Raw genomic sequence first — 20,482 nt, forward strand, 5'->3', positions numbered from 1 at the left:
ATGTGATTGCCCGCCGTACGGGGTCGTACGGCGGTGGAACCGCAGCGGAACCGCGATGTGATCGCGGTGGAAGCTACGCCTTGGCGACGGCCGGGGACGGCTCGGCGGCCTTGACCTCCAGCTCGCGGCTGATCTTCCGCTCGACGAAGAAGGCGGCCGTCGGGATCGTCCCCGCCAGCAGCACCCACAGCTGCTTGCCGACCGGCCACTTCGCCTTGGAGCCCAGGTCGAAGGCGAAGACCAGGTAGACGACGTACAGCCAGCCGTGCGCGATGGCGACGACCCGGGTGAAGTCGGCGGCACCGTCGACGTCCATCCCGTACTTGGCGATCATGCTCAGGCACAGCAGGACCAGCAGCACACCGGTGACGTAGGCCAGGACGCGGTAGCGGGTCAGCACGCTCTTCTTCATGCGGTCGAGCGTAACCGTCCGTTCCGGGAGATCTTGCCCCGGGTCACTCCTCTTCGAAGTCGTGTGCCGCGATCCGCAGCGGCCGCAGCATCGCGAAGATCTCCGCGCACTCCTCGGCGTCGTACACCCCGAGGCCGAAGTCCATCGCCATCAGGTCCCGGGTGGCCGCGTCGACCACCTCTCGGCCCCTGTCGGTGATGACGGCGAGCGTGCCGCGGCCGTCGTTGGGGTTGGGGCGCTTGGCCACCAGGCCGGACCTCACCAGCCGGTCCACGGTGTTCGTCACGGACGTGGGGTGCACCATCAGCCGCTCGCCGATCTTGGACATCGGCAGCTCGCCGGCCTTGGAGAAGGTGAGCAGCACCAGCGCCTCGTAGCGCGCGAAGGTCAGTCCGTACGGCTTGACCACCGCGTCGACCTCGGCCAGCAGGATCTGCTGGGCCCGCATGATCGAGGTGATCGCGGCCATCGAGGGCACATTTCCCCAGCGCTGCTTCCAGAGCTCGTCGGCACGGGCGATGGGGTCGAAGGGGAGGCTGAGAGGCTTCGGCACGTCATCAGACCCTACCGGCCGGTCATATGCCGGTCAGCCCTGTCTCGGTCTTCGGTCTCCCGGCCGGCACTCCGGCGATGTCCGTCGCGACGATCCGGCGACGAAACGTCATGTTTTCTCACGGAGAGTGCCGGAAATCTTCCATCGGTCAGCGGCGGCCGGTGCGGCGCAGGTGGTGGCGGACCGCGCGCTGGGCGACCGGGCCCAGCTCCTCCAGGGCCGCGACCAGCGCGCCCAGCTGTTCGAGTGCCTCCAGGGCCGCGTGCGCGCCGGTCTCGTCCACGCCCTCGTACAGCTCGATGCCGACGAAGGAGGCGGCGACGGCGCGGGCCAGGCCCGACGGGTCGGCGAACCCGCCTAACGGGGTCGAGACGAGCACCCGGCGCAGCACCTGCTCGATCTCGGCGATCCACAGGTCGAGGCCGGCGGCCGTGGCCGGGCCGAGGGCGGCGTGGGTCTGGGCGCCCGCCAGGAGCTGGCCGAGGAGGGCGACATGGCCGCAGGCCCGTTCCTGCTCGTGTATCTCCCGGCCTACGGCGAGCAGCTCGGAGAGGCAGGCCACGGAGGCGAGCCGGGCGCGATGGCGCGCCACGGACTTCTCGGCGCCGTAGCGGCAGGCGGCGGCGAGCAGCTCGTCGACCGAGCCGAAGTGGTAGAAGACCAGCGCCTGGTTGACGCCGGCCGCCGAGGCCACCGTACGGGCCGACGTCTTGGCGATGCCCTGCTCGGTGAGCGTGCGCAGCGCGCCCTCCAGGAGTCGGGTCTTCGTCTCCTGGGCCTTCACCGTCTCCGGGCTCATGCGCGCGTCTCCTCCCGCACGTCGAGGCTGCGGTCGCCCTTGGGGCTGAGCACTGTCCGGGCGTCGAAGCCGCGGGAGCGGCCGGGCAGGTCGAAGGTGCGCACGAAGGTCACCGTCTCACGGCCGAAGGTGTCGGCGTACGGCACATTCTCGATCACGTAGGGGATGTCCCGGCAGGTGCGGGTCTCCCCGCTCGCCGGGCCCGTCGAGGAGCGGTGCGCCGGGATCACCCGCGCTTCTCCAGGGTCAGGGTGCGCAGGAGGCGGGGGGTGCGTGCCTGGGTGATCGGGGCGCGCAGGCAGCGGCGGGCGGCCGGGGTGCAGGCGAGCGGCGCCTTCAGGAGGGCGAGCGAGAGCGCGACCATCAGCAGCAGCGGGCACAGGAAGGCCATGGTGGCCGCGAACGGGCCGAAGAAGCGGATGCCGGACTCCAGCCCCAGACCGGTCAGGCACACCGTGAGCACCAGCGCGCGCACGGCCAGCTCGGTCAGCCAGTTGACCAGGGCCCGCTCGGGGGTGATGCCCCGCTCCAGCCACAGCCGCAGCCGGTCGAAGGACCAGGCGGTTGCCCAGCCCATCAGCCGCCGGCACACCAGCCGGTCGGCGAGCACGCCGAAGGCGCCCCAGCGGGGGCGGTAGTCGTAGCCGGTGAGGAAGCGGACGCCTTGTGCGTCGGGCACGTAGCGCCAGTAGCCGCTGCCCTCGGCGGGCAGGGACAGGGGGTGTGGGGAGGCGAAGCGCAGGGCGGAGGTGCGGGTGCCGTCGGGGCGCTCCTTCTCGCCCGCGGCGACTCCGGTGCCGGACACCGTGAGGAACGGCAGCACACGCGCGGCGTACCGGAAGCGCCGCGGTTCGCCCTCCGTGCGCGGGAGGTAGTCGATCTCGGCGATCCGCAGGTCCCAGCGCTGGTGCTGAGCGGGGTCCTGGGTGCGCGCCCAGAGATCGTCCAGGTCGGTGCGGATATGCGTCTCTATGTAGAGACCCATGGTGTTCCCCCACGTCAGAGTGGCGTTTGAGCGACTGCTCAAACTGTCTGCGTGGGAAAGTACCCCTCTTTGAGCGACCGCTCAAAGAAAGCGGTTGACAAAACCCCGCCCCTTGAGGGCCGGGGTTTTGTCACGCGAGCCGGCCGGCGTTACGACGCCAGGTGCCGCTCGACGGTCTCGACCTTCGAGGTGAGCCCGTCGCTCACGCCGGGCCGGATGTCGGCCTTGAGGACGAGCGACACGCGCGGGGCCCGCTCCTCGACGGCGGCCACGGCACGCTTGATCACGTCCATGACCTCGTCCCAGGCCCCCTCGACGGAGGTGAACATGGCGTCGGTGCGGTTGGGCAGACCCGACTCGCGGACGACACGGACGGCCTCGGCGACGTACTCCCCCACGTCCTCGCCGACGCCCAGCGGTGTCACGGAGAAGGCGACGATCATACGTTCACGACCCCTTCCTTGCGGGCGCGGGCCGCGATGACGGCGTCCTCGGCCTCGCGGCGCAGCGCGCGCTCGATGATGAAGCCGCCGCCCGGGATGATCGAGTACGCGAAATAGAGGGCGGCCTTGCCCTTGGCCCACTTGGCGCGGTTCCAGGCGTCCGCCCAGAAGAGCACGTAGAGGACGAACAGCACGCCGTGGATCGGGCCCAGCACCGGTGCGACGTCGAAGCCCGAGGCGACCGTGTACTTGATGACCGTGCAGGTCGCGAGAATGATCCAGGAGACGCCCTCCGGCACGGAGATCAGACGGAGGCGGCGGATGGCGGATGCTGTCTTGAGGTCCACGGGTCACCTTCGGTGGGAGTGTCGCTGAGGGCGCGTTCGCTTGGTGATCGGCTGATCGGCTTGGCGATCCGCTTTGTGAACGGAAGCACAAGCGTCCGCCCATTGTGGCAAACGGCGCCCCTAGGGGTGCGCTCAGGGTCGCTCTCCACCCACGGGCCCTGTTCGGCCCACCCGCGGCGCCGCTACTTTCGCAGCGTGGCGACGTTCCGACTCCAAGGGAGCAAGGTGCTCGCCGTCGACATGACCGGGGACGCCGTGAAGGCGAAGAACGGCTCGATGGTCGCGTACGACGGGCAGATGGCCTTCAAGAAGCTGAGCGGTGGCGGTGAGGGGCTGCGCGGGATGGTGACCCGGCGGCTCACCGGCGAACAGATGACGGTGATGGAGGTGAGGGGCCACGGGACGTGCTGGTTCGCGGACCGGGCCTCGGAGATCAGCCTGGTCGGCCTCCAGGGGGACAAGCTCTACGTCGAGTCGAGCAACCTGCTCGCGACCGACGCCGGGCTCAGGACGGGCACGACGTTCACCGGGCTGCGCGGCGCCTCACAGGGCAACGGGCTGTTCACGACGACCGTCGAGGGGCACGGCCAGGCGGCGATCATCTCCGACGGCCCGGCGGTGGTGCTCCGGGTCAGCCCGCAGTACCCGCTGATCGTCGACCCGGGCGCCTACATCGCCCACCAGGGGAACGTACGGCAGTCCTTCCAGTCCGGTGTGACGTTCCGCACGCTCTTCGGGGAGGGCGGCGGCGAGGCCTTCCAGATCCGCTTCGAGGGCGACGGGCTGGTCTATGTGCAGCCGAGCGAGCGGAACACGATCGCGGGGGACCTGTGAGATGAGCTTCCAGGAGATCAACTCCAAGATGGTCGAGGCGACCGTGCTGCCCGGCCATCGGCTGTTCAGTCAGCGCGGGGCGATGCTCGCCTACAAGGGGGACGTGTCCTTCACGCCCAACCTCCAGGGCGGCCAGGGCGGGCTGATGTCGATGCTCGGGCGGCGGGTGGCCGGCGAGGCGACCCCGCTGATGACCGTCGAGGGCAGCGGCACCGTCTTCTTCGGGCACGGCGGCCACCACGTGCACGTCATCAACCTCTCCGGCGACACCCTGTACGTCGAGGCCGACCGGCTGCTCGCCTTCGAGGGCACGCTGCAGCAGGGCACGATGTTCATGGGCTCGCAGGGCGGGGTCATGGGCCTGGTCCGGGGCCAGGTCACCGGGCAGGGCCTGTTCACCACCACCCTCCAGGGACACGGGTCGGTGGCCGTGATGGCACACGGCGGCGTCTTCGAGATCCCGATCACACCCCAGCGCCCGGTCCATGTGGACCCGCAGGCCTACGTCGCCCACCACGGCGACGTGCGCAACAAGCTGTCCACCGCGCTCGGCTGGCGCGACATGGTGGGCCGCGGCTCCGGCGAGGCGTTCCAGCTGGAGCTGAGCGGCAGCGGCACGGTGTACGTCCAGGCCTCGGAGGAGAAGCTGTGAGCGCGTACGGACCCCCCGGCGGCCCGGTGGTGTACGACCCGATGACGCTGCCCGTCGACGACAACGTGAACAAGTACACCTTCTGCGTCGAGCTCAAGAGCGGGCAGTGGTTCCTGCAGAAGGGAAAGATGATCGCCTACTACGGGGCGATCGAGTTCAACGGCATCGGGCACGGCCGACTCGACCGACTTGTCCGCACGTCGTTTCATTCGCCACTGCACGCGAGCGACTGGGTCGTGGCGCAGGGCTCGGGCAAGATGCTGCTGGCCGACCGGGCCTTCGACGTCAACTCGTACGACCTGGACGACGGGAACTTGACCATTCGCGCTGGCAACTTGCTCGCTTTTCAGCCAAGTCTCGCGCTCAAACAGTCGATCGTGCCGGGTTTTCTGACCCTTATCGGAACCGGAAAGTTCGTGGCCGCATCTAACGGTCCGGTGGTGTTCATGGAACCTCCGCTCCGGGTGGACCCCCAGGCGCTGGTCGGGTGGGCCGACTGCCCGTCACCCTGTCATCACTACGACCACGGGTACCTGACGGGCCTGATGGGCGGTCTACGTGCGATGACGGGCCTGGGCGGGGCCTCCGGCGAGGAGCATCAGTTCGAGTTCGCGGGAGCCGGGACGGTCCTGCTGCAGTCGAGCGAGACCCTTATGGCCGAGCAGACCACGGGGGCGGTTCCGCCCGAACCGGGGGTGCCCGGCGGTGGCGGAGTGACACCGTCCGGACACGGTCCGCAATCGACGGGCGTACCGCGCCTTCCCGGACAGCTGGGGGACCTCCAGCGTCGCTTCGGGCTGTGAGCGGTAGTCTGCGGAGTGTGACGTCGAACGCGTGCGCACAGTCACACCACCCGAAGTAGTTCGTCATTCAACTTCTTAGGTAGACTTCATTCATGGAGACCGAGACGGCCACGCGCTGGCTGACCGATGCGGAGCAGTGCGCCTGGCGCACCCACCTGGAGGTCAACAGGCTGTTGACGTACCAGCTCGAGAAGGATCTGCAGCCGTTCGGCCTGACTATGAACGACTATGAGATCCTCGTGAACCTGTCCGAGTCGGACGACGTGCGGATGCGGATGAGCGACCTGGCCTCCGCGACGCTGCAGTCCAAGAGCCGGCTCTCGCACCAGATCACGCGGATGGAGAACGCGAACCTGGTGCGGCGCGAGAACTGTGAGTCCGACCGGCGGGGGTTGTACGCCGTGCTGACGGAGCACGGCATGGAGACGATGAAGAAGGTCGCGCCGCATCACGTGGCGTCGGTGCGGAAGCACTTCATCGATCTGCTGTCGCCGGAGGCGTTGATAGAGCTGGACAAGGGGTTGAAGCCGATCGCTGAGCATCTGAGGGGGCAGCGGGGGCGCCCCTGAGGTCGGCCGAAGCCTCCAGGGAATCGGGGTGACCCGAGCCCTGGGGGCTGCCGCCCCGGACAGGCCGGGTCATGCGGCCCGGCGCCGCCAGGGCACCGCCACGACCGCCGCCATGACAGCCACGCCACCGGCCAGCAGGAAGCACAGGCCCAGCGGCATTCGGCCGATCAGCACCCCTGTCACCAGCGCTCCCCCCGAGCTCCCCGCGTTCACTCCGGTGTTCACCCATGCCCCGGCCCGGGTGCGAGCGCCCTCCGTCGCGGTCTCGTCGGCCAGGAGATAGGCCGTCGTCAGGGCCGGAGCGACGAACGCGCCGGCGCAGGCCACGGCCGCCGTGAGGGTCCACAGATTCGGTGCGAGGCCCGCTGCGGCGATCGTCAGGCCGAAACCCGCGGCGAAGCGGCACAGCCGTACCCGGGCGGGCGTACGCCACCGCACCGCCCCGTTGACCAGCCCGCCCACCGCGCTGCCCGCCGAGAGCGCGCCCAGCACCCAGGGCACGAGGGCGGTGTCGTACGACCGGGCGGCGGCGAAGGCCAGCACCAGCAGTTCGATGCCGCTGAGGGCCACTCCGACGCCGGTGGCCACGGCGACCGGGGGCAGCAGGCCGCGGACGCCGCCGGGGCCCTTCCCGCGGGGTGCGGGACGCGGTCCGGTCATCGCCGGGGACGTGACGAAGGCGCAGGTACCGGCGGTGTTCAGCAGGGCACTCAGCAGGATGCCGGAGGCCGGCGGTGCGCATCCCACCAGCACGCCGACCAGCGCCGGACCGGAGACGAACAGCAGCTCCTCGGCGACGCCGTCGAGACTGTAGGCACGCGGCAACAGGCCTCGGTCGGTGACCAGTTCGGCCCACAGGGCGCGCATGGTGGGGCCCAGTGGCGGCGCGCAGGCACCCGCGAGGGCGGCGGCCGCGGCGATGAGGGGCGCCGGTGCGCCGGGCCGCCAGGTGAGGGCCGCCAGAGCGCACAGGAAGGTGCCGTAGAGGGTGGCCATCGGGAGCAGGGCGCGGCGCGGGCCGTGCCGGTCGACCAGGGACGCCCGCAGGGGCATCAGGAAGACCGCCGCGCCGCCGAACAGGCACATCACGGCACCGGAGACGGCGTAGGACCCGGTGGCGCGGGTGACGGAGAGCAGGACGGCCAGGGAGACCGTGCCGTAGGACAGGCGTGCCACGAGGGCGGCGCCGAAGGTGCGGCGCGCGTGCGGGACACGCAGGACGGCGGCGTACGAGGGCCGCGCGGGCAGGGCAGGGCGCGACGAGGTGGGCGCGGACACGCGTGGGTTCCTCACGTGATGGCAGAAGGAGGGGACACCGGAGCACCGCGCCGGCCGACGGTGATACGTCGGCCGGTACGCGAGCGCGGGTGCGCGCTCTACGCCAAGGAGAGGAACATGCGGGTCAAGTTAGCAGCGCGGGCCGCGAATTGCCCAGGGCGCCGAGCCCGCTCAGCCCTCGGTCAGCCCCGTCACCAGTTCGTCCGCCGCGCGGTACGGGTCCAGTTCGCCCGCCACGATGCGTTCCGCGAGGGTGCTCAGGCGGCGGTCGCCGTGGAGGTCGCCGATGCGTTCACGCAGGGCCGTGACCGCGATCGTCTCCACCTCGCGGGCCGCACGGGCCTTGCGGCGCTCGTCGAGGACGCCGTGCTCCTCCATCCAGGCGCGGTGCTTCTCCAGGGCCTCGACCACCTCGTCGACGCCCTCGGCGCGGGCCGCGACCGTCTTGACGATGGGCGGGCGCCAGTCGCCGGGGCCGCGGGCCTCGCCCAGGCCCAGCATGTGGTTCAGCTCGCGGGCGGTGGCGTCGGCGCCGTCCCGGTCCGCCTTGTTGACGACGTAGACGTCGCCGATCTCGAGGATGCCGGCCTTGGCCGCCTGGATGCCGTCGCCCATGCCGGGGGCCAGCAGGACGACGGAGGTGTCGGCCTGGGAGGCGATCTCCACCTCCGACTGGCCGACGCCGACCGTCTCGACCAGGATCACGTCGCAGCCCGCCGCGTCCAGGACACGGATCGCCTGGGGCGCGGCCCAGGCGAGGCCGCCGAGGTGGCCGCGCGTGGCCATGGAGCGGATGTAGACGCCGGGGTCGGAGGCATGGTCCGACATGCGCACCCGGTCGCCGAGCAGGGCGCCGCCGGAGAACGGGGACGACGGGTCGACGGCCAGGACGCCGACCCGCTTGCCCTGCTTGCGGTACGCCGTGACGAGGGCGGAGGTGGAGGTGGACTTGCCGACGCCGGGCGAGCCCGTCAGACCGACCACGTAGGCGTTTCCGGTCAGCGGGGCCAGCGCCGCCATGACCTCCCTGAGCTGCGGGGACGCCCCCTCCACCAGGGAGATGAGCCGGGCCACGGCCCGCGGCCGGCCTTCCCTGGCCTGGGCCACCAGAGAGGAGACGTCCTGCATCAAACAGCTCCGATCACTTCACAGACGTAACTGAAACTCAGGCCTTCGGTACCCGCACGATCAGTGCGTCACCCTGGCCGCCGCCACCGCACAGCGCGGCCGCGCCGACGCCGCCGCCCCGGCGCTTGAGCTCCAGCGCCAAGTGGAGCACGAGACGGGCGCCGGACATACCGATCGGGTGGCCCAGCGCGATGGCGCCACCGTTGACGTTCACCTTTTCCGTGGATACGCCGAGGTCCTTCATTGACTGCACGGCGACCGCGGCGAACGCCTCGTTGATCTCGACGAGGTCCAGGTCGGAGACCTCCAGGCCCTCCTTCTTCAGGGCGTGCTGGATGGCGTTGGAGGGCTGGGACTGCAGCGAGTTGTCCGGCCCGGCCACGTTGCCGTGGGCGCCGATCTCGGCGAGCCACTCCAGGCCCAGCTCCTCGGCCTTGGCCTTGCTCATCACGACCACGGCCGCCGCACCGTCCGAGATCTGCGAGGAGGTGCCGGCGGTGATCGTGCCGTCCTTGGCGAAGGCCGGGCGCAGCTTGCCCAGGGACTCCACGGTCGTGTCGCCGCGGATGCCCTCGTCCTTGCTGAAGACGACCGGCTCGCCCTTGCGCTGCGGGATCTCGACCGGGGTGATCTCGGCCTCGAAGACGCCGTTCTTCTGCGCGGCGGCGGCCCGCTGGTGGGACAGGGCGGCGATCTCGTCCTGCTCGGGACGCCGGATGCCGAGACGCGTGTTGTGCTTCTCCGTCGACTCGCCCATGGCGACGCCCTCGAAGGAGTCGGTCAGGCCGTCGTAGGCCATCGCGTCGAGCATCTCCACCGCGCCGTACTTGAAGCCCTCGCGGGACTTCGGCAGCAGGTGGGGGGCGTTGGTCATGGACTCCTGGCCGCCGGCGACCACGATGTCGAACTCGCCGGCGCGGATCAGCTGGTCGGCGAGGGCGATCGCGTCCAGGCCGGAGAGGCACACCTTGTTGACGGTGAGCGCCGGGACGCTCATCGGGATGCCGGCCTTGACCGCGGCCTGGCGGGCCGGGATCTGCCCCGCCCCGGCCTGGAGCACCTGGCCCATGATCACGTACTGCACCTGGTCGCCGCCGATCCCCGCACGGTCGAGGGCGGCCTTGATCGCGAAGCCGCCGAGGTCGGCTCCGGAGAAGGACTTCAGCGAGCCCAGCAGTCGCCCCATGGGCGTACGCGCGCCCGCGACGATCACCGAGCTGGTCGTTCCAGAAGACATGAGCTGCGATCCCCTTCCAGCTACAAGGAGCCGAGGAGTGAACGAGGGTTTACTTCGAATGTACTGAGTGGCACTCCGTGCCGTCATCGGCCCGTCGGTGTGATCGCGCGCACGTTGCGTAACCACCTCCGTAGCGCTGCACTGAATCCATGCTGACGCGAATCGACCACATCGGGATCGCCTGTCACGACCTCGACGCGACCGTCGAGTTCTACAAGGCCACCTACGGCTTCGAGGTGTTCCACACCGAGGTCAACGAGGAGCAGGGCGTGCGGGAGGCCATGCTCAAGATCAACGAGACGTCCGACGGCGGCGCCTCCTACCTCCAGCTGCTGGAGCCGACCCGCGAGGACTCCGCGGTCGGCAAGTGGCTGGCGAAGAACGGGGAGGGCGTCCACCACATCGCTTTCGGTACGGCGGATGTGGACGGGGACTCCGAGGAGATCCGCGGCAAGGGCGTACGCGTTCTGTACGACGAGCCACGACGCGGCTCCATGGGGTCGCGGATCACCTTCCTGCACCCCAAGGACTGCCACGGTGTCCTGACAGAACTGGTCACTTCGGCCCCTGTTGAGTCGCCCGAGCACTGACCCCCGTACATAAGGGCCGGTAGGGTTGGGGGCGGTCGTCTCTCAACCGGGACGACCGCATGCCGGGGTCCGGGTTTTCGGGGGACGAGCGTCGGGGCAGCAGCCCGTGCTCCGCCGTTGATCTGACACCATTCCCCGGGGGCCCCGTTCGGCGGATGGACGGAGCTCGTTGGAGAAGCTGACCAGGGGACGGATGGGACCGCGCAGTGCGGGGCTACGAGAGCCAGGAGCGAGAGCCGGCGGCTGACGTCGACCACCTCTCTCGGTTCGAGGCCGAGATGAAGCGGCTGAAGACCGAGCGGGAAAAGGCGATCCAGCACGCCGAGGACCTCGGCTACCAGGTCGAGGTGCTGCGCGCCAAGCTGCACGAGGCGCGACGCACCCTGATGACCCGGCCCGCCTACGACGGCGGTGACATCGGTTATCAGGCCGAGCAGTTGCTCCGTAATGCCCAGATCCAGGCCGACCAGCTGCGCCAGGACGCCGAGCGGGAGCTGAGCCAGGCCCGGGCGCAGACCCAGCGCATCCTGCAGGAGCACGCGGAGCAGGCCGCCCGGCTCCAGGCCGAGCTGCACCAGGAGGCGGTCACCCGCCGGCAGCAGCTGGACCAGGAACTGGCCGAGCGCCGGCAGACCGTCGAGTCGCACGTCAACGAGAACGTGGCGTGGGCCGAGCAGCTGCGCGCCCGCAGCGAGTCGCAGGCCCGCCGGCTCCTCGACGAGTCCCGCGCCGAGGCCGAGCAGGCCATGGCCGCCGCCCGCGCCGAGGCCGAACGGCTGACGGGTGAGGCCCGGCAGCGGCTGCAGAACGACGCCGAGGCGGCGCGTGCGGAGGCCGAGCAGATCCTGCGCCGCGCCCGCGCGGACGCCGAGCGGCTGCTGAACGCGGCCTCCACGCAGGCCCAGGAGGCCGCCGACCACGCCGAGCAGCTGCGCAACTCCACCGCCAGCGAGTCGGACGCAGCCCGTCGGCAGGCCTCCGAGCTGAGCCGGGCCGCCGAGGAGCGCATGGCGCAGGCCGAGGAGGCGCTGCGCAAGGCGCAGGCCGAGGCCGAGAAGCTGGTCACGGAGGCCGAGCAGGCCGCCGCCAAGACCCTGTCGAGCGCCGAGGCCGCCAACGAGACGCGTACGCGTACGGCCAAGGAGCAGGTCGCCCGGCTGGTCAGCGAGGCCACCAAGGAGGCCGAGACCACCAAGGCGGACGCCGAGCAGCTGGTCGCGGACGCCCGTGCCGAGGCCGAGAAGATCGTCGCGGAGGCCTCCGAGAAGGCCCGTACGATCACCGCCGAGGAGAGCGCGACCCAGCTGTCCAAGGCCGCCAAGACCGCCGAGGACGTCCTCAACAAGGCGTCGGAGGAGGCCAAGAACACCACCAAGGCCGCCGCCGAGGAGGCCGAGCGGATCCGCACGGAGGCCGAGGCCGAGGCGGACCGGCTGCGCGCCGAGGCGCACGACATCGCCGAGCAGCTCAAGGGCGCGGCGAAGGACGACACCAAGGAGTACCGCGCCAAGACGGTCGAGCTGCAGGAGGAGGCCCGCCGGCTGCGCGGTGAGGCCGAGCAGCTGCGCGCCGACGCGGTCGCCGAGGGCGAGTCCATCCGCGCCGAGGCCCGCCGCGAGGCCGTGGTGCAGATCGAGGAGGCGGCCAAGTCCGCCGAGGAGCTGCTGGCCAAGGCCAAGGCGGACGCCGACGAGCTGCGGCAGAAGGCGACCACGGACAGCGAGAAGGTCCGCACCGAGGCGATCGAGCGGGCCACCGCGCTGCGCCGGCAGGCCGAGGAGACCCTGGACCGCACCCGCAAGGAGGCCGAGCGGCTCCGCGAGGAGGCCGGTGAGCAGGCCGAGGCGGTCCGGTCGGACGCCGAGCAGGCCGCGCGTGAGCTGCGCGCGGAGACCGAGCGCGCGGCCGAGGCCCGTCGCGCCGAGGCCGCGGAGGAACTGACCCGGCTGCAGACGGAGACCCAGGAGCGGCTGGCGGCGGCCGAGCAGGCGCTCGCCGACGCCCGCGAGGAGGCGGCCCGGATCCGCCGGGAGGCCGCCGAGGAGACCGAGCGGCTGCGCGCCGAGTCCGCCGAGCGGATCCGTACGCTCCAGCAGCAGGCCGAGGCCGAGGCCGAACGGCTGCGCACGGAGGCCGCGTCCGACGCGTCCGCCTCGCGCGCCGAGGGCGAGGCCATCGCCGTACGTCTGCGTTCGGAGGCCGCGGCCGAGGCCGAGCGGCTGAAGGCGGAGGCCCAGGACACCGCCGACCGGGTCCGTGCGGAGGCGCAGGCCGCCGCCGAGCGGCTCGGCACGGAGGCGTCCGAGACGCTGGCCGCCGCGCAGGAGGAGGCCGCCCGGCGCCGCCGCGAGGCCGAGGAACTGCTCGGTGCCGCGCGGTCCGAGGCCGACCAGGAGCGCGAGCGGGCCCGGGAGCAGAGCGAGGAGCTGCTGGCCTCGGCGCGCAGGCGCGTGGAGGACGCGCAGACCGAGGCGACCCGGCTGGTCGAGGAGGCCGACCGGCGCGCCACCGAGATGGTGTCCGCCGCCGAGCAGCACGCGCAGCAGGTACGGGACTCCGTCGCCGGGCTGCACGAGCAGGCGCAGGAGGAGATCACCGGGCTGCGTTCGGCCGCCGAGCACGCGGCGGACCGTACCCGCAGGGAGGCCGAGGAGGAGGCGGACCGGGTCCGCGCCGACGCCTACGCCGAGCGGGAGCGGGCGAGCGAGGACGCGTCGCGGGTGCGGCGCGAGGCGAACGAGGAGGCGGCGGCCGCCAAGGCGCTCGCCGAGCGTACGGTCACCGACGCGCTCGCGGAGTCCGAGCGGCTGCGCTCGGACGCGGCCGCGCACGCCCAGCGGGTGCGCACGGAGGCGTCGGACGCGCTCGCCGAGGCCGACCAGGCCGCGGCGCGCACCCGGGCGGACGCCCGCGAGGACGCCAACCGCATCCGCTCGGACGCGGCGACGCAGGCGGACACGCTCATCACCGAGGCGCGCAGCGAGGCGGAGCGGCTCCAGGCGGAGACGGTCGCCGAGGCGGACCGGGTCCGTGCCGAGGCCGTCGCGGGCGCCGAGCAGCTCATGGCGGACGCCACCGACGACGCGGAGCGGCTGCGGGCCGAGGCCGCCGAGACGGTCGGCTCGGCCCAGCAGCACGCGGAGCGGCTGCGGGGCGAGGCGGAGCGGCTGCGGGCGGACGCGGAGGCGGCGGCCGAGCGGCTGGTCAACTCCGCGCGCGAGGAGGCCGAGCGGACCCTCGACGAGGCCCGCAAGGACGCCAACAAGCGGCGCTCGGAGGCGGCCGAGCAGGTCGACACACTCATCACGGAGACCGCGGCCGAGGCGGACAAGCTGCTCACCGAGGCCCAGCAGCAGGCGCTGAAGACCACCGCGGACGCGGAGTCGCAGGCCGACACGATGGTGGGCGCGGCCCGCAGCGAGGCCGAGCGGCTCGTCTCCGAGGCGACCGTCGAGGGCAACTCGCTGGTCGAGAAGTCCCGTACCGACGCGGACGAGCTGCTGGTCGGCGCCCGCCGGGACGCGACCGCCATAAGGGAGCGCGCGGCGGAGCTGCGCGACCGCATCACCACCGAGATCGAGGAGCTGCACGAGCGGGCCCGCCGCGAGGCCGCCGAGACGATGAAGTCCACCGGCGACCGTTGCGACGCGCTGATCAAGGCGGCCGAGGAGCAGCTGGCCAAGGCCCAGGCGAAGGCCAAGGAGCTGGTGTCGGAGGCCAACTCCGAGGCGGGCAAGGTCCGGATCGCCGCCGTCAGGAAGGCGGAGGGCCTGCTCAAGGAGGCCGAGCAGAAGAAGGCGTCCCTGATCAAGGAGGCCGAGGCGCTGAAGGCCGAGGCGATCCGCGAGGCCCGGCGCACGGTCGAGGAAGGAAAGCGCGAACTGGAGATCCTGGTGCGCCGGCGCGAGGACATCAACGCCGAGATCTCCCGTGTCCAGGACGTGCTGGAGGCGTTGGAGTCCTTTGAGGCGCCGTCGGCGGGCAAGGACGGTGGAGTCAAGGCGGGCGCCACCGTGGGCGCCCCCCGATCGGGTGGCAAGTCGTCGGACGGCTAGCGGGCGGCACGGATTCCGGTGTCTTCTGGGGGCTTTGTCCCGGTCTTTGGCAAGCCGTCCCGCGGTCAGCCACTCAAAAGAGGTGTCATTCTCCAGATCAAACACGTATCCGCTCGATGACACACCGCTTCGGCCCCTAGGATTCCCCCTATCACCTCACCGGTCTCTTTCGACAGGAACCCCATGAGCGACACTTCCCCCTACGGCTTCGAGCTTGTGCGGCGTGGGTACGACCGCGCTCAGGTGGACGAACGCATCTCCAAGCTCGTCTCCGACCGTGACAGCGCTCTCGCCCGCATCACCGCTCTGGAAAAGCGCATCGAGGAGCTCCACCTCGAGACGCAGAACGCCCAGGCCCAGGTGACCGACGCCGAGCCGTCGTACGCCGGTCTCGGTGCGCGTGTCGAGAAGATCCTGCGCCTCGCCGAGGAAGAGGCCAAGGATCTGCGCGAAGAGGCCCGGCGCGCGGCCGAGCAGCACCGCGAGCTGGCCGAGTCGGCGGCCCAGCAGGTGCGCAACGACGCAGAATCGTTCGCTGCGGAGCGCAAGGCCAAGGCCGAGGACGAGGGCGTCCGGATCGTCGAGAAGGCCAAGAGCGACGCCGCCCAGCTGCGCTCCGAGGCGCAGAAGGACGCGCAGTCCAAGCGCGAGGAGGCGGACGCCCTCTTCGAGGAGACCCGCGCCAAGGCCGCGCAGGCCGCCGCCGACTTCGAGACGAACCTCGCCAAGCGCCGCGAGCAGTCCGAGCGCGACCTGGCCTCCCGCCAGCAGAAGGCCGAGAAGCGCCTCGCCGAGATCGAGCACCGCGCCGAGCAGCTCCGTCTGGAGGCGGAGAAGCTGCGCACGGACGCCGAGCGCCGCGCCCGCCAGACGGTGGAGACGGCCCAGCGTCAGGCCGAGGACATCGTGGCCGACGCCAACGCCAAGGCCGACCGCATCCGCTCGGAATCCGAGCGCGAGCTGGCCGCTCTCACCAACCGCCGCGACAGCATCAACGCCCAGCTGACGAACGTCCGCGAGATGCTCGCCACGCTGACCGGTGCCGCGGTGGCCGCGGCCGGCTCCCCCGCCGAGGACGAGCCGATCTCCCGGGGCGTTCCGGCGCAGCAGTCCCGGTAGGCACGGGTAGTCGTACGACGCCGTGAGGGGCGGTGGGACTCGGTCCCGCCGCCCCTTGCGCATGTCCTGGCGCAGTCCCAGGACTGGATCGCGCGGGCCAGGACGCCGACACCGACGAAGGTCAGCAGGAACGCGAGGATGAGAGTGGGTGTGGTGCCTTCCGGGCAGGGCGTCGAGTCGCCGCCGCTCCCGCCGGCAGGGGCGCACGGACTCCCTCCGACCGCCCGAGTGGCAGCCGCCCAACACCCGTCTTAGCGTGGCCGCATGATCGAGCTGACGGGGCTGACCAAGCGGTACGGCGAGAAGGTGGCGGTCGACGGCCTCACCTTCACGGTCAGGCCCGGCATCGTCACCGGGTTTCTCGGGCCCAACGGCGCCGGCAAGTCCACGACCATGCGCATGATCCTCGGGCTGGACCGGCCGACCGCCGGGGACGTCCGGATCGACGGACTGCACTACGCCCAGCTGAAGGACCCGCTGACGTACATCGGGGCCCTGCTGGACGCGAAGGCCGTGCACGGGGGGCGCACCGCGTTCAACCATCTGCTGTGCCTCGCACAGAGCAACGGGATCCCGAGGCGGCGGGTGGCCGAAGTGCTCGACATCGTCGGGCTCACCGCCGTGGCCCGGAAGAAGGCCAAGGGGTTCTCGTACGGCATGGGCCAGCGGCTCGGGATCGCGGCCGCGCTGCTCGGTGATCCGCGGATCCTGATGTTCGACGAGCCGGTCAACGGGCTCGACCCCGAGGGCATCCACTGGATCCGGAACCTGATGAAGTCGCTGGCCACACAGGGGCGGACCGTGTTCGTCTCCAGTCATCTGATGAGCGAGATGGCGCTGACCGCCGATCATCTGGTGGTCATCGGGCAGGGGCGGCTGCTCGCCGACACCTCCATGGCGGACTTCATCCGGCAGAACGCGCGCAGTTATGTACGGATCCGCTCCCCGCAGCGTGAACGGCTCCTGGACGTGCTGCACGAGGACGGCATCACCGTCGTGGAGGCGGGCGGCGACGCGCTGGAGGTGGCGGGCGGCAAGGCCGAGCGGATCGGGGAGCTGGCCACGCGGTACGGGATCGTGCTGCACGAACTGAGCCCGCGGCAGGCCTCGCTGGAGGAGGCGTTCATGCAGCTGACGGCGGAGTCGGTGGAGTACCACGCGCACGCCGCGCCCGATTCCGTCCCGCAGGACTGGGGCGCCGGCTGGAAGGGGGTCTGAGGCCCATGGCAGCCCATCAGGTCATCCGGTCGGAATGGACCAAGATCCGGTCCGTCGCCTCCACGGTGTGGACACTGTCCCTCGCCGTGGTGGTCACGCTCGCTCTGGGGACGCTCATCTCCGCGCTGTCGAAGAGCCAGTACGAGAACATGCCGCTGCGGGAGCGGCTCTCCTTCGACCCGACGGTCATCAGCTTCGCGGGCATGACGCTCGGCCAGCTGGCCCTGATCGTGTTCGGGGTGCTCGTCGTCTCCAACGAGTACAGCACCGGCATGATCCGCGTCTCGCTGGCCGCCGTGCCGCAGCGCGGCACCTTCCTGTTCAGCAAGATCGCCGTGGCCGGCGCGCTCGCCCTGGCCGTGGGCATGGTCACCGGCTTCGCCGCCTTCTTCCTCGGACAGGCGATGCTCGGCGACCTCGGCACCCGGATCGGCGACCCCGGCGTGCTGCGCGCGGTGATCGGCAGCGGGCTCTACATGACCCTCATCGCGATGTTCTCCATGGGCGTCGCCACGATGCTGCGCTCCCCGATGCTCTCGCTCGGCATCCTGATGCCGTTCTTCTTCCTGATCTCCAACATCCTCGGCAACGTCGACGCCACGAAGAAGGTCGGCCGCTTCCTGCCCGACCAGGCCGGCAGCCGGATCATGCAGGTGGTGCCGAGAGTCGGCGACGACACGCCCTACGGCCCCTGGGGCGGGCTGGGCATCATGGCGCTGTGGGTGATCGCGGCGGTCGCGGGCGGTTACGTCCTGCTGAAACGCCGGGACGCCCAGTAGGCCTTCGGTCCACGCTCCGTGATGGCTTGTCTTTACTTACTCTTGGGTGGAACCGTCAGCGCCCGGATATCCTCCTAACCCTTACGGGGGCGTGTGCCCCGCTGTCCTGAACCTTTCGATGGGTGCGGAGCATGATCGAGGCTGTAGGCCTTACCAAGCGCTACGGCGACAAGACCGCCGTGTACAACCTTTCCTTCCAGGTGCGACCGGGAGCCGTGACCGGCTTCCTCGGGCCCAACGGCTCGGGCAAGTCGACGACCATGCGGATGATCCTCGGGCTGGACAACCCCACGTCCGGCGCGGTGACCATCGGCGGTTATCCGTACCGCAAGCTGCCCAACGCCCCCCGCCAGGTGGGCGCGCTGCTCGACGCCAAGGCGGTGCACGGCGGCCGGGCCGCCCGCAACCACCTGCTGAGCCTCGCCCAGCTGTCGGGCATCCCGGCCCGGCGGGTGGACGAGGTGCTCGGGGTCGTCGGCCTCCAGGAGGTGGCGAGGAAACGTTCCAAGGGCTTCTCGCTCGGCATGGGCCAGCGCCTCGGCATCGCGGCCGCGCTGCTCGGCGACCCCCAGGTGCTGCTCTTCGACGAGCCGGTCAACGGCCTCGACCCCGAGGGCATCCTCTGGGTGCGCAACCTGATGAAGGCCCTCGCGGCCGAGGGCCGTACGGTCTTCGTCTCCTCGCACCTGATGAGCGAGATGGCGCTGACCGCCGACCACCTCATCGTGATCGGGCGCGGACAGCTGCTCGCCGACATGAGCGTGACGGACTTCATCTCGGCCAACTCCGCGGACTTCGCGCGGGTGCGCACCCCGGACACCGAGCCGCAGCTGCGCGAGAAGCTGTCCTCCGCGCTCACCGAGGCGGGCGGCCACGTGCTCCCGGAGCAGGACGGCGCGCTGCGCGTGACCGGGCTGCCGCTGCCCCGGATCAGCGACCTCGCGCACGAGGCGGACGTACGGCTGTGGGAGCTGTCGCCGCACCAGGCCTCGCTGGAGGAGGCGTACATGCGGATGACGCAGGGCGCCGTCGACTACCGCTCGACCATCGACCAGAAGGCGGGCCTGCAGCAGCCCCTGCCGCCCGGCGCCCAGCCGCCCATGCCGGTGCCGGGCCAGGGCCAGCCGGGCTGGTACGCCCCGCCGCCGCCCCAGCAGGGCGGGCAGCCGTTCGCGATGCCGACGGCGCCCTCGGGGCCGTACGGCGGTGCGCCCGCCGGCGCGTACGACGCTGCGGGCGCGGGTGCGCCCAACCCGTACGCGGCCCCGCAGGGGCAGCCTCCGACGGCCGCTCCCCCGGCCCCGGCCGCAGCACCGTCCCAGCCCGCTCCTGCGGCCCCGGCCGCCGACCTGACCAAGTCCGAGGACGCCCGATGAGCACGCACCAGCCCCCGATGCCGCAGGCACCCTCCCCCGCTCTCGGCTCCGCTCGGCCGGGGGGACCCCCATCGGCGCCCGGCGGTCCGTACCCCGGTTACAACTCGCCGATCCCGGTGGTGCGCACGCACCTCGGGCACGCGCTGGCGTCCGAGTGGACGAAGATCAAGTCGGTGCGTTCGACGATGTGGACGCTCGGTGTCTTCATCCTGCTCGTGGTCGGCATCGGCCTGCTGGCCGGTATCGCGGTGCGGGGCTCCGGCGACCTGTCCGGCCAGAGCCCGCTGACCCTGGGCTTCTTCGGCCTGCTGATCGGCATGATGTGCATCATCACGCTCGGCGTGCTGACCACGGCCTCCGAGTACGGAACGGGCATGATCCGTACGACGATGACCGCGTGCCCGAGCCGGGGCCGGGTGCTGGCCGCCAAGTCGATCGTGTTCTTCGCGATCGCCTTCGTGGTGACGCTGGTCACCGTGTCGTTCGTGGCGATGGTGCACACGTCCATGCTGGAGGGCCACGGCGCCAGCACCCCGTCCACCGGGGAGTGGCTGAAGGCCACGGTCGGCATCAGCCTCTACATCGCTCTGCTCGGGCTGGTCTCGCTGCTCGTCGGCTCGATCATCCGGCACTCCGCGGGCGCCATCACGATCATGATCGGCGCGGTGCTCGCCCCGCTGGTGATCGCGCTGTTCATGAACGCGTCGTCGCTGGAGAAGGTGCAGAAGGCACTGCTCGAGTACTCGATCCCGAGCCAGATGGGCGTCTTCTACAACAACACCCTGAGCCAGTCCGGCCCGACGGGCTGGGACCCGCTGTGGATCATCCTGGGCGTGACGGCCGCGGCCTACGCCGGCGCCTACGCGCTGCTGCAGAGCCGGGACGTGTAGCTCAGAACCTCGGCGCGTTACGGGACCGCTGCACCCGGATGGTGCGGCGGTCCTTCGCGTTCCAGCACGCCTTGTGCCAGTGGCGGCGGTCGTCGACGCCCGCGTGCTCCGGCCAGGCCACCACGTGCGGGACACCGGAGGAGATCATCTGGTCGCAGCCGGGGCAGCGGTAGGTCTTGCCCTCGGCGCTCGCCCCGGCGACATGGCGCACGCTCCACTCCTCGCCCTGCCAGCTCTCCGTGGACTGCCAGCCGCCGTACCGGCCGGCCGAGTCGTCCTCGGCGCTGCGCCCGGACGATCCGGCTGCCTTCGGTCGGTTGCGACGCGGGGACACGGGACACCTCTCGGGGCTATACAGGAAGCACGGGCTGCATCCAGCCTACGCGGCCCCGACCGGGGTACCCGTAGCGCGCCA

21 protein-coding genes and 1 pseudogene are annotated in these 20,482 nt (G+C 71.2%); 11 read left to right on the forward strand and 11 right to left on the reverse strand.

Translation table 11 applies throughout. From position 1 onward, the window contains the following. Positions 1–73: 73 nt before the first annotated feature. The 7 genes and pseudogenes from ACWC5O_RS13175 to ACWC5O_RS13205 all read right to left on the reverse strand — a co-directional run bounded on the left by ACWC5O_RS13175 (position 74) and on the right by ACWC5O_RS13205 (position 3,539). A complete protein-coding gene (locus tag ACWC5O_RS13175; RefSeq protein ID WP_450580786.1) occupies positions 74–412 on the reverse strand; it encodes a DUF3817 domain-containing protein in 339 nt (112 codons plus the stop codon). Between the two features lie 43 nt (positions 413–455). Continuing rightward, entirely contained in the window at positions 456–965 is a 510-nt protein-coding gene (locus tag ACWC5O_RS13180; protein WP_450580787.1) for a MarR family winged helix-turn-helix transcriptional regulator, read from the reverse strand. 148 nt (positions 966–1,113) lie between these two features. Beyond that, complete coding sequence (locus ACWC5O_RS13185) at positions 1,114–1,764, reverse strand: TetR/AcrR family transcriptional regulator (RefSeq protein ID WP_450580788.1); 651 nt, start codon at positions 1,762–1,764, stop codon at positions 1,114–1,116. A 20-nt stretch (positions 1,765–1,784) separates the two neighbouring features. Further along, positions 1,785–1,931, reverse strand: a pseudogene (locus ACWC5O_RS13190) (DUF4166 domain-containing protein); the annotation flags it as partial. 59 nt (positions 1,932–1,990) lie between these two features. Beyond that, complete coding sequence (locus ACWC5O_RS13195) at positions 1,991–2,749, reverse strand: hypothetical protein (protein ID WP_450580789.1); 759 nt, start codon at positions 2,747–2,749, stop codon at positions 1,991–1,993. A 149-nt stretch (positions 2,750–2,898) separates the two neighbouring features. Beyond that, positions 2,899–3,192, reverse strand: a complete 294-nt coding sequence (locus ACWC5O_RS13200; RefSeq protein ID WP_450580790.1) for an MTH1187 family thiamine-binding protein — start codon at positions 3,190–3,192, stop codon at positions 2,899–2,901. Continuing rightward, positions 3,189–3,539, reverse strand: coding sequence for a DUF3817 domain-containing protein (locus tag ACWC5O_RS13205; protein ID WP_450580791.1), 351 nt, complete (start codon positions 3,537–3,539; stop codon positions 3,189–3,191). Before ACWC5O_RS13205 ends, ACWC5O_RS13200 begins: the two co-directional genes overlap by 4 nt. A gap of 195 nt (positions 3,540–3,734) precedes the next feature. On the opposite strand from ACWC5O_RS13205, the gene ACWC5O_RS13210 reads away from it, so the two are divergent. From ACWC5O_RS13210 to ACWC5O_RS13225, 4 genes are all read left to right on the forward strand, one after another. Further along, positions 3,735–4,373, forward strand: coding sequence for an AIM24 family protein (locus ACWC5O_RS13210; RefSeq protein ID WP_450580792.1), 639 nt, complete (start codon positions 3,735–3,737; stop codon positions 4,371–4,373). Between the two features lies 1 nt (position 4,374). After that, complete coding sequence (locus tag ACWC5O_RS13215) at positions 4,375–5,025, forward strand: AIM24 family protein (RefSeq protein ID WP_450580793.1); 651 nt, start codon at positions 4,375–4,377, stop codon at positions 5,023–5,025. After that, positions 5,022–5,828, forward strand: a complete 807-nt coding sequence (locus ACWC5O_RS13220) for an AIM24 family protein (RefSeq protein WP_450580794.1) — start codon at positions 5,022–5,024, stop codon at positions 5,826–5,828. Before ACWC5O_RS13215 ends, ACWC5O_RS13220 begins: the two co-directional genes overlap by 4 nt. A gap of 92 nt (positions 5,829–5,920) precedes the next feature. Further along, complete coding sequence (locus ACWC5O_RS13225) at positions 5,921–6,397, forward strand: MarR family winged helix-turn-helix transcriptional regulator (RefSeq protein ID WP_094216056.1); 477 nt, start codon at positions 5,921–5,923, stop codon at positions 6,395–6,397. Positions 6,398–6,466: 69 nt separating this feature from the next. On the opposite strand, the gene ACWC5O_RS13230 is transcribed toward ACWC5O_RS13225, so the two are convergent. The 3 genes from ACWC5O_RS13230 to ACWC5O_RS13240 form a co-directional block, all read right to left on the reverse strand. Further along, positions 6,467–7,675, reverse strand: a complete 1,209-nt coding sequence (locus ACWC5O_RS13230; protein ID WP_450580795.1) for an MFS transporter — start codon at positions 7,673–7,675, stop codon at positions 6,467–6,469. Positions 7,676–7,846: 171 nt separating this feature from the next. Then, entirely contained in the window at positions 7,847–8,803 is a 957-nt protein-coding gene (gene meaB / locus ACWC5O_RS13235; RefSeq protein ID WP_386578951.1) for a methylmalonyl Co-A mutase-associated GTPase MeaB, read from the reverse strand. 37 nt (positions 8,804–8,840) lie between these two features. Continuing rightward, positions 8,841–10,040 (reverse strand): acetyl-CoA C-acetyltransferase, encoded by a 1,200-nt coding sequence (locus tag ACWC5O_RS13240; protein ID WP_450580796.1) that lies wholly within the window; start codon positions 10,038–10,040, stop codon positions 8,841–8,843. A 149-nt stretch (positions 10,041–10,189) separates the two neighbouring features. On the opposite strand from ACWC5O_RS13240, the gene mce reads away from it, so the two are divergent. From mce to ACWC5O_RS13275, 7 genes are all read left to right on the forward strand, one after another. Then, the gene (gene mce, locus ACWC5O_RS13245) at positions 10,190–10,630 is read left to right on the forward strand and encodes a methylmalonyl-CoA epimerase (protein ID WP_145883619.1); all 441 of its coding nucleotides are present in this window, start codon (positions 10,190–10,192) and stop codon (positions 10,628–10,630) included. A 206-nt stretch (positions 10,631–10,836) separates the two neighbouring features. After that, on the forward strand, positions 10,837–14,685 hold the full coding sequence (gene scy / locus ACWC5O_RS13250) for a polarized growth protein Scy (protein ID WP_450580797.1): 3,849 nt from the start codon (positions 10,837–10,839) through the stop codon (positions 14,683–14,685). 183 nt (positions 14,686–14,868) lie between these two features. Next, entirely contained in the window at positions 14,869–15,804 is a 936-nt protein-coding gene (locus tag ACWC5O_RS13255) for a coiled-coil domain-containing protein (protein WP_145883621.1), read from the forward strand. Between the two features lie 264 nt (positions 15,805–16,068). Then, entirely contained in the window at positions 16,069–17,022 is a 954-nt protein-coding gene (locus tag ACWC5O_RS13260) for an ABC transporter ATP-binding protein (protein ID WP_450580798.1), read from the forward strand. A gap of 5 nt (positions 17,023–17,027) precedes the next feature. Further along, complete coding sequence (locus ACWC5O_RS13265; protein ID WP_450580799.1) at positions 17,028–17,801, forward strand: ABC transporter permease subunit; 774 nt, start codon at positions 17,028–17,030, stop codon at positions 17,799–17,801. A 131-nt stretch (positions 17,802–17,932) separates the two neighbouring features. Further along, on the forward strand, positions 17,933–19,177 hold the full coding sequence (locus tag ACWC5O_RS13270) for an ABC transporter ATP-binding protein (RefSeq protein ID WP_450580800.1): 1,245 nt from the start codon (positions 17,933–17,935) through the stop codon (positions 19,175–19,177). Further along, the gene (locus ACWC5O_RS13275; RefSeq protein ID WP_450580801.1) at positions 19,174–20,067 is read left to right on the forward strand and encodes an ABC transporter permease; all 894 of its coding nucleotides are present in this window, start codon (positions 19,174–19,176) and stop codon (positions 20,065–20,067) included. Before ACWC5O_RS13270 ends, ACWC5O_RS13275 begins: the two co-directional genes overlap by 4 nt. Position 20,068: 1 nt before the next feature. On the opposite strand, the gene ACWC5O_RS13280 is transcribed toward ACWC5O_RS13275, so the two are convergent. Next, positions 20,069–20,401, reverse strand: coding sequence for an ATP/GTP-binding protein (locus ACWC5O_RS13280; RefSeq protein ID WP_450580802.1), 333 nt, complete (start codon positions 20,399–20,401; stop codon positions 20,069–20,071). Positions 20,402–20,482: the final 81 nt, after the last annotated feature.

It is taken from the genome of Streptomyces sp. NPDC001450 (assembly GCF_053597295.1).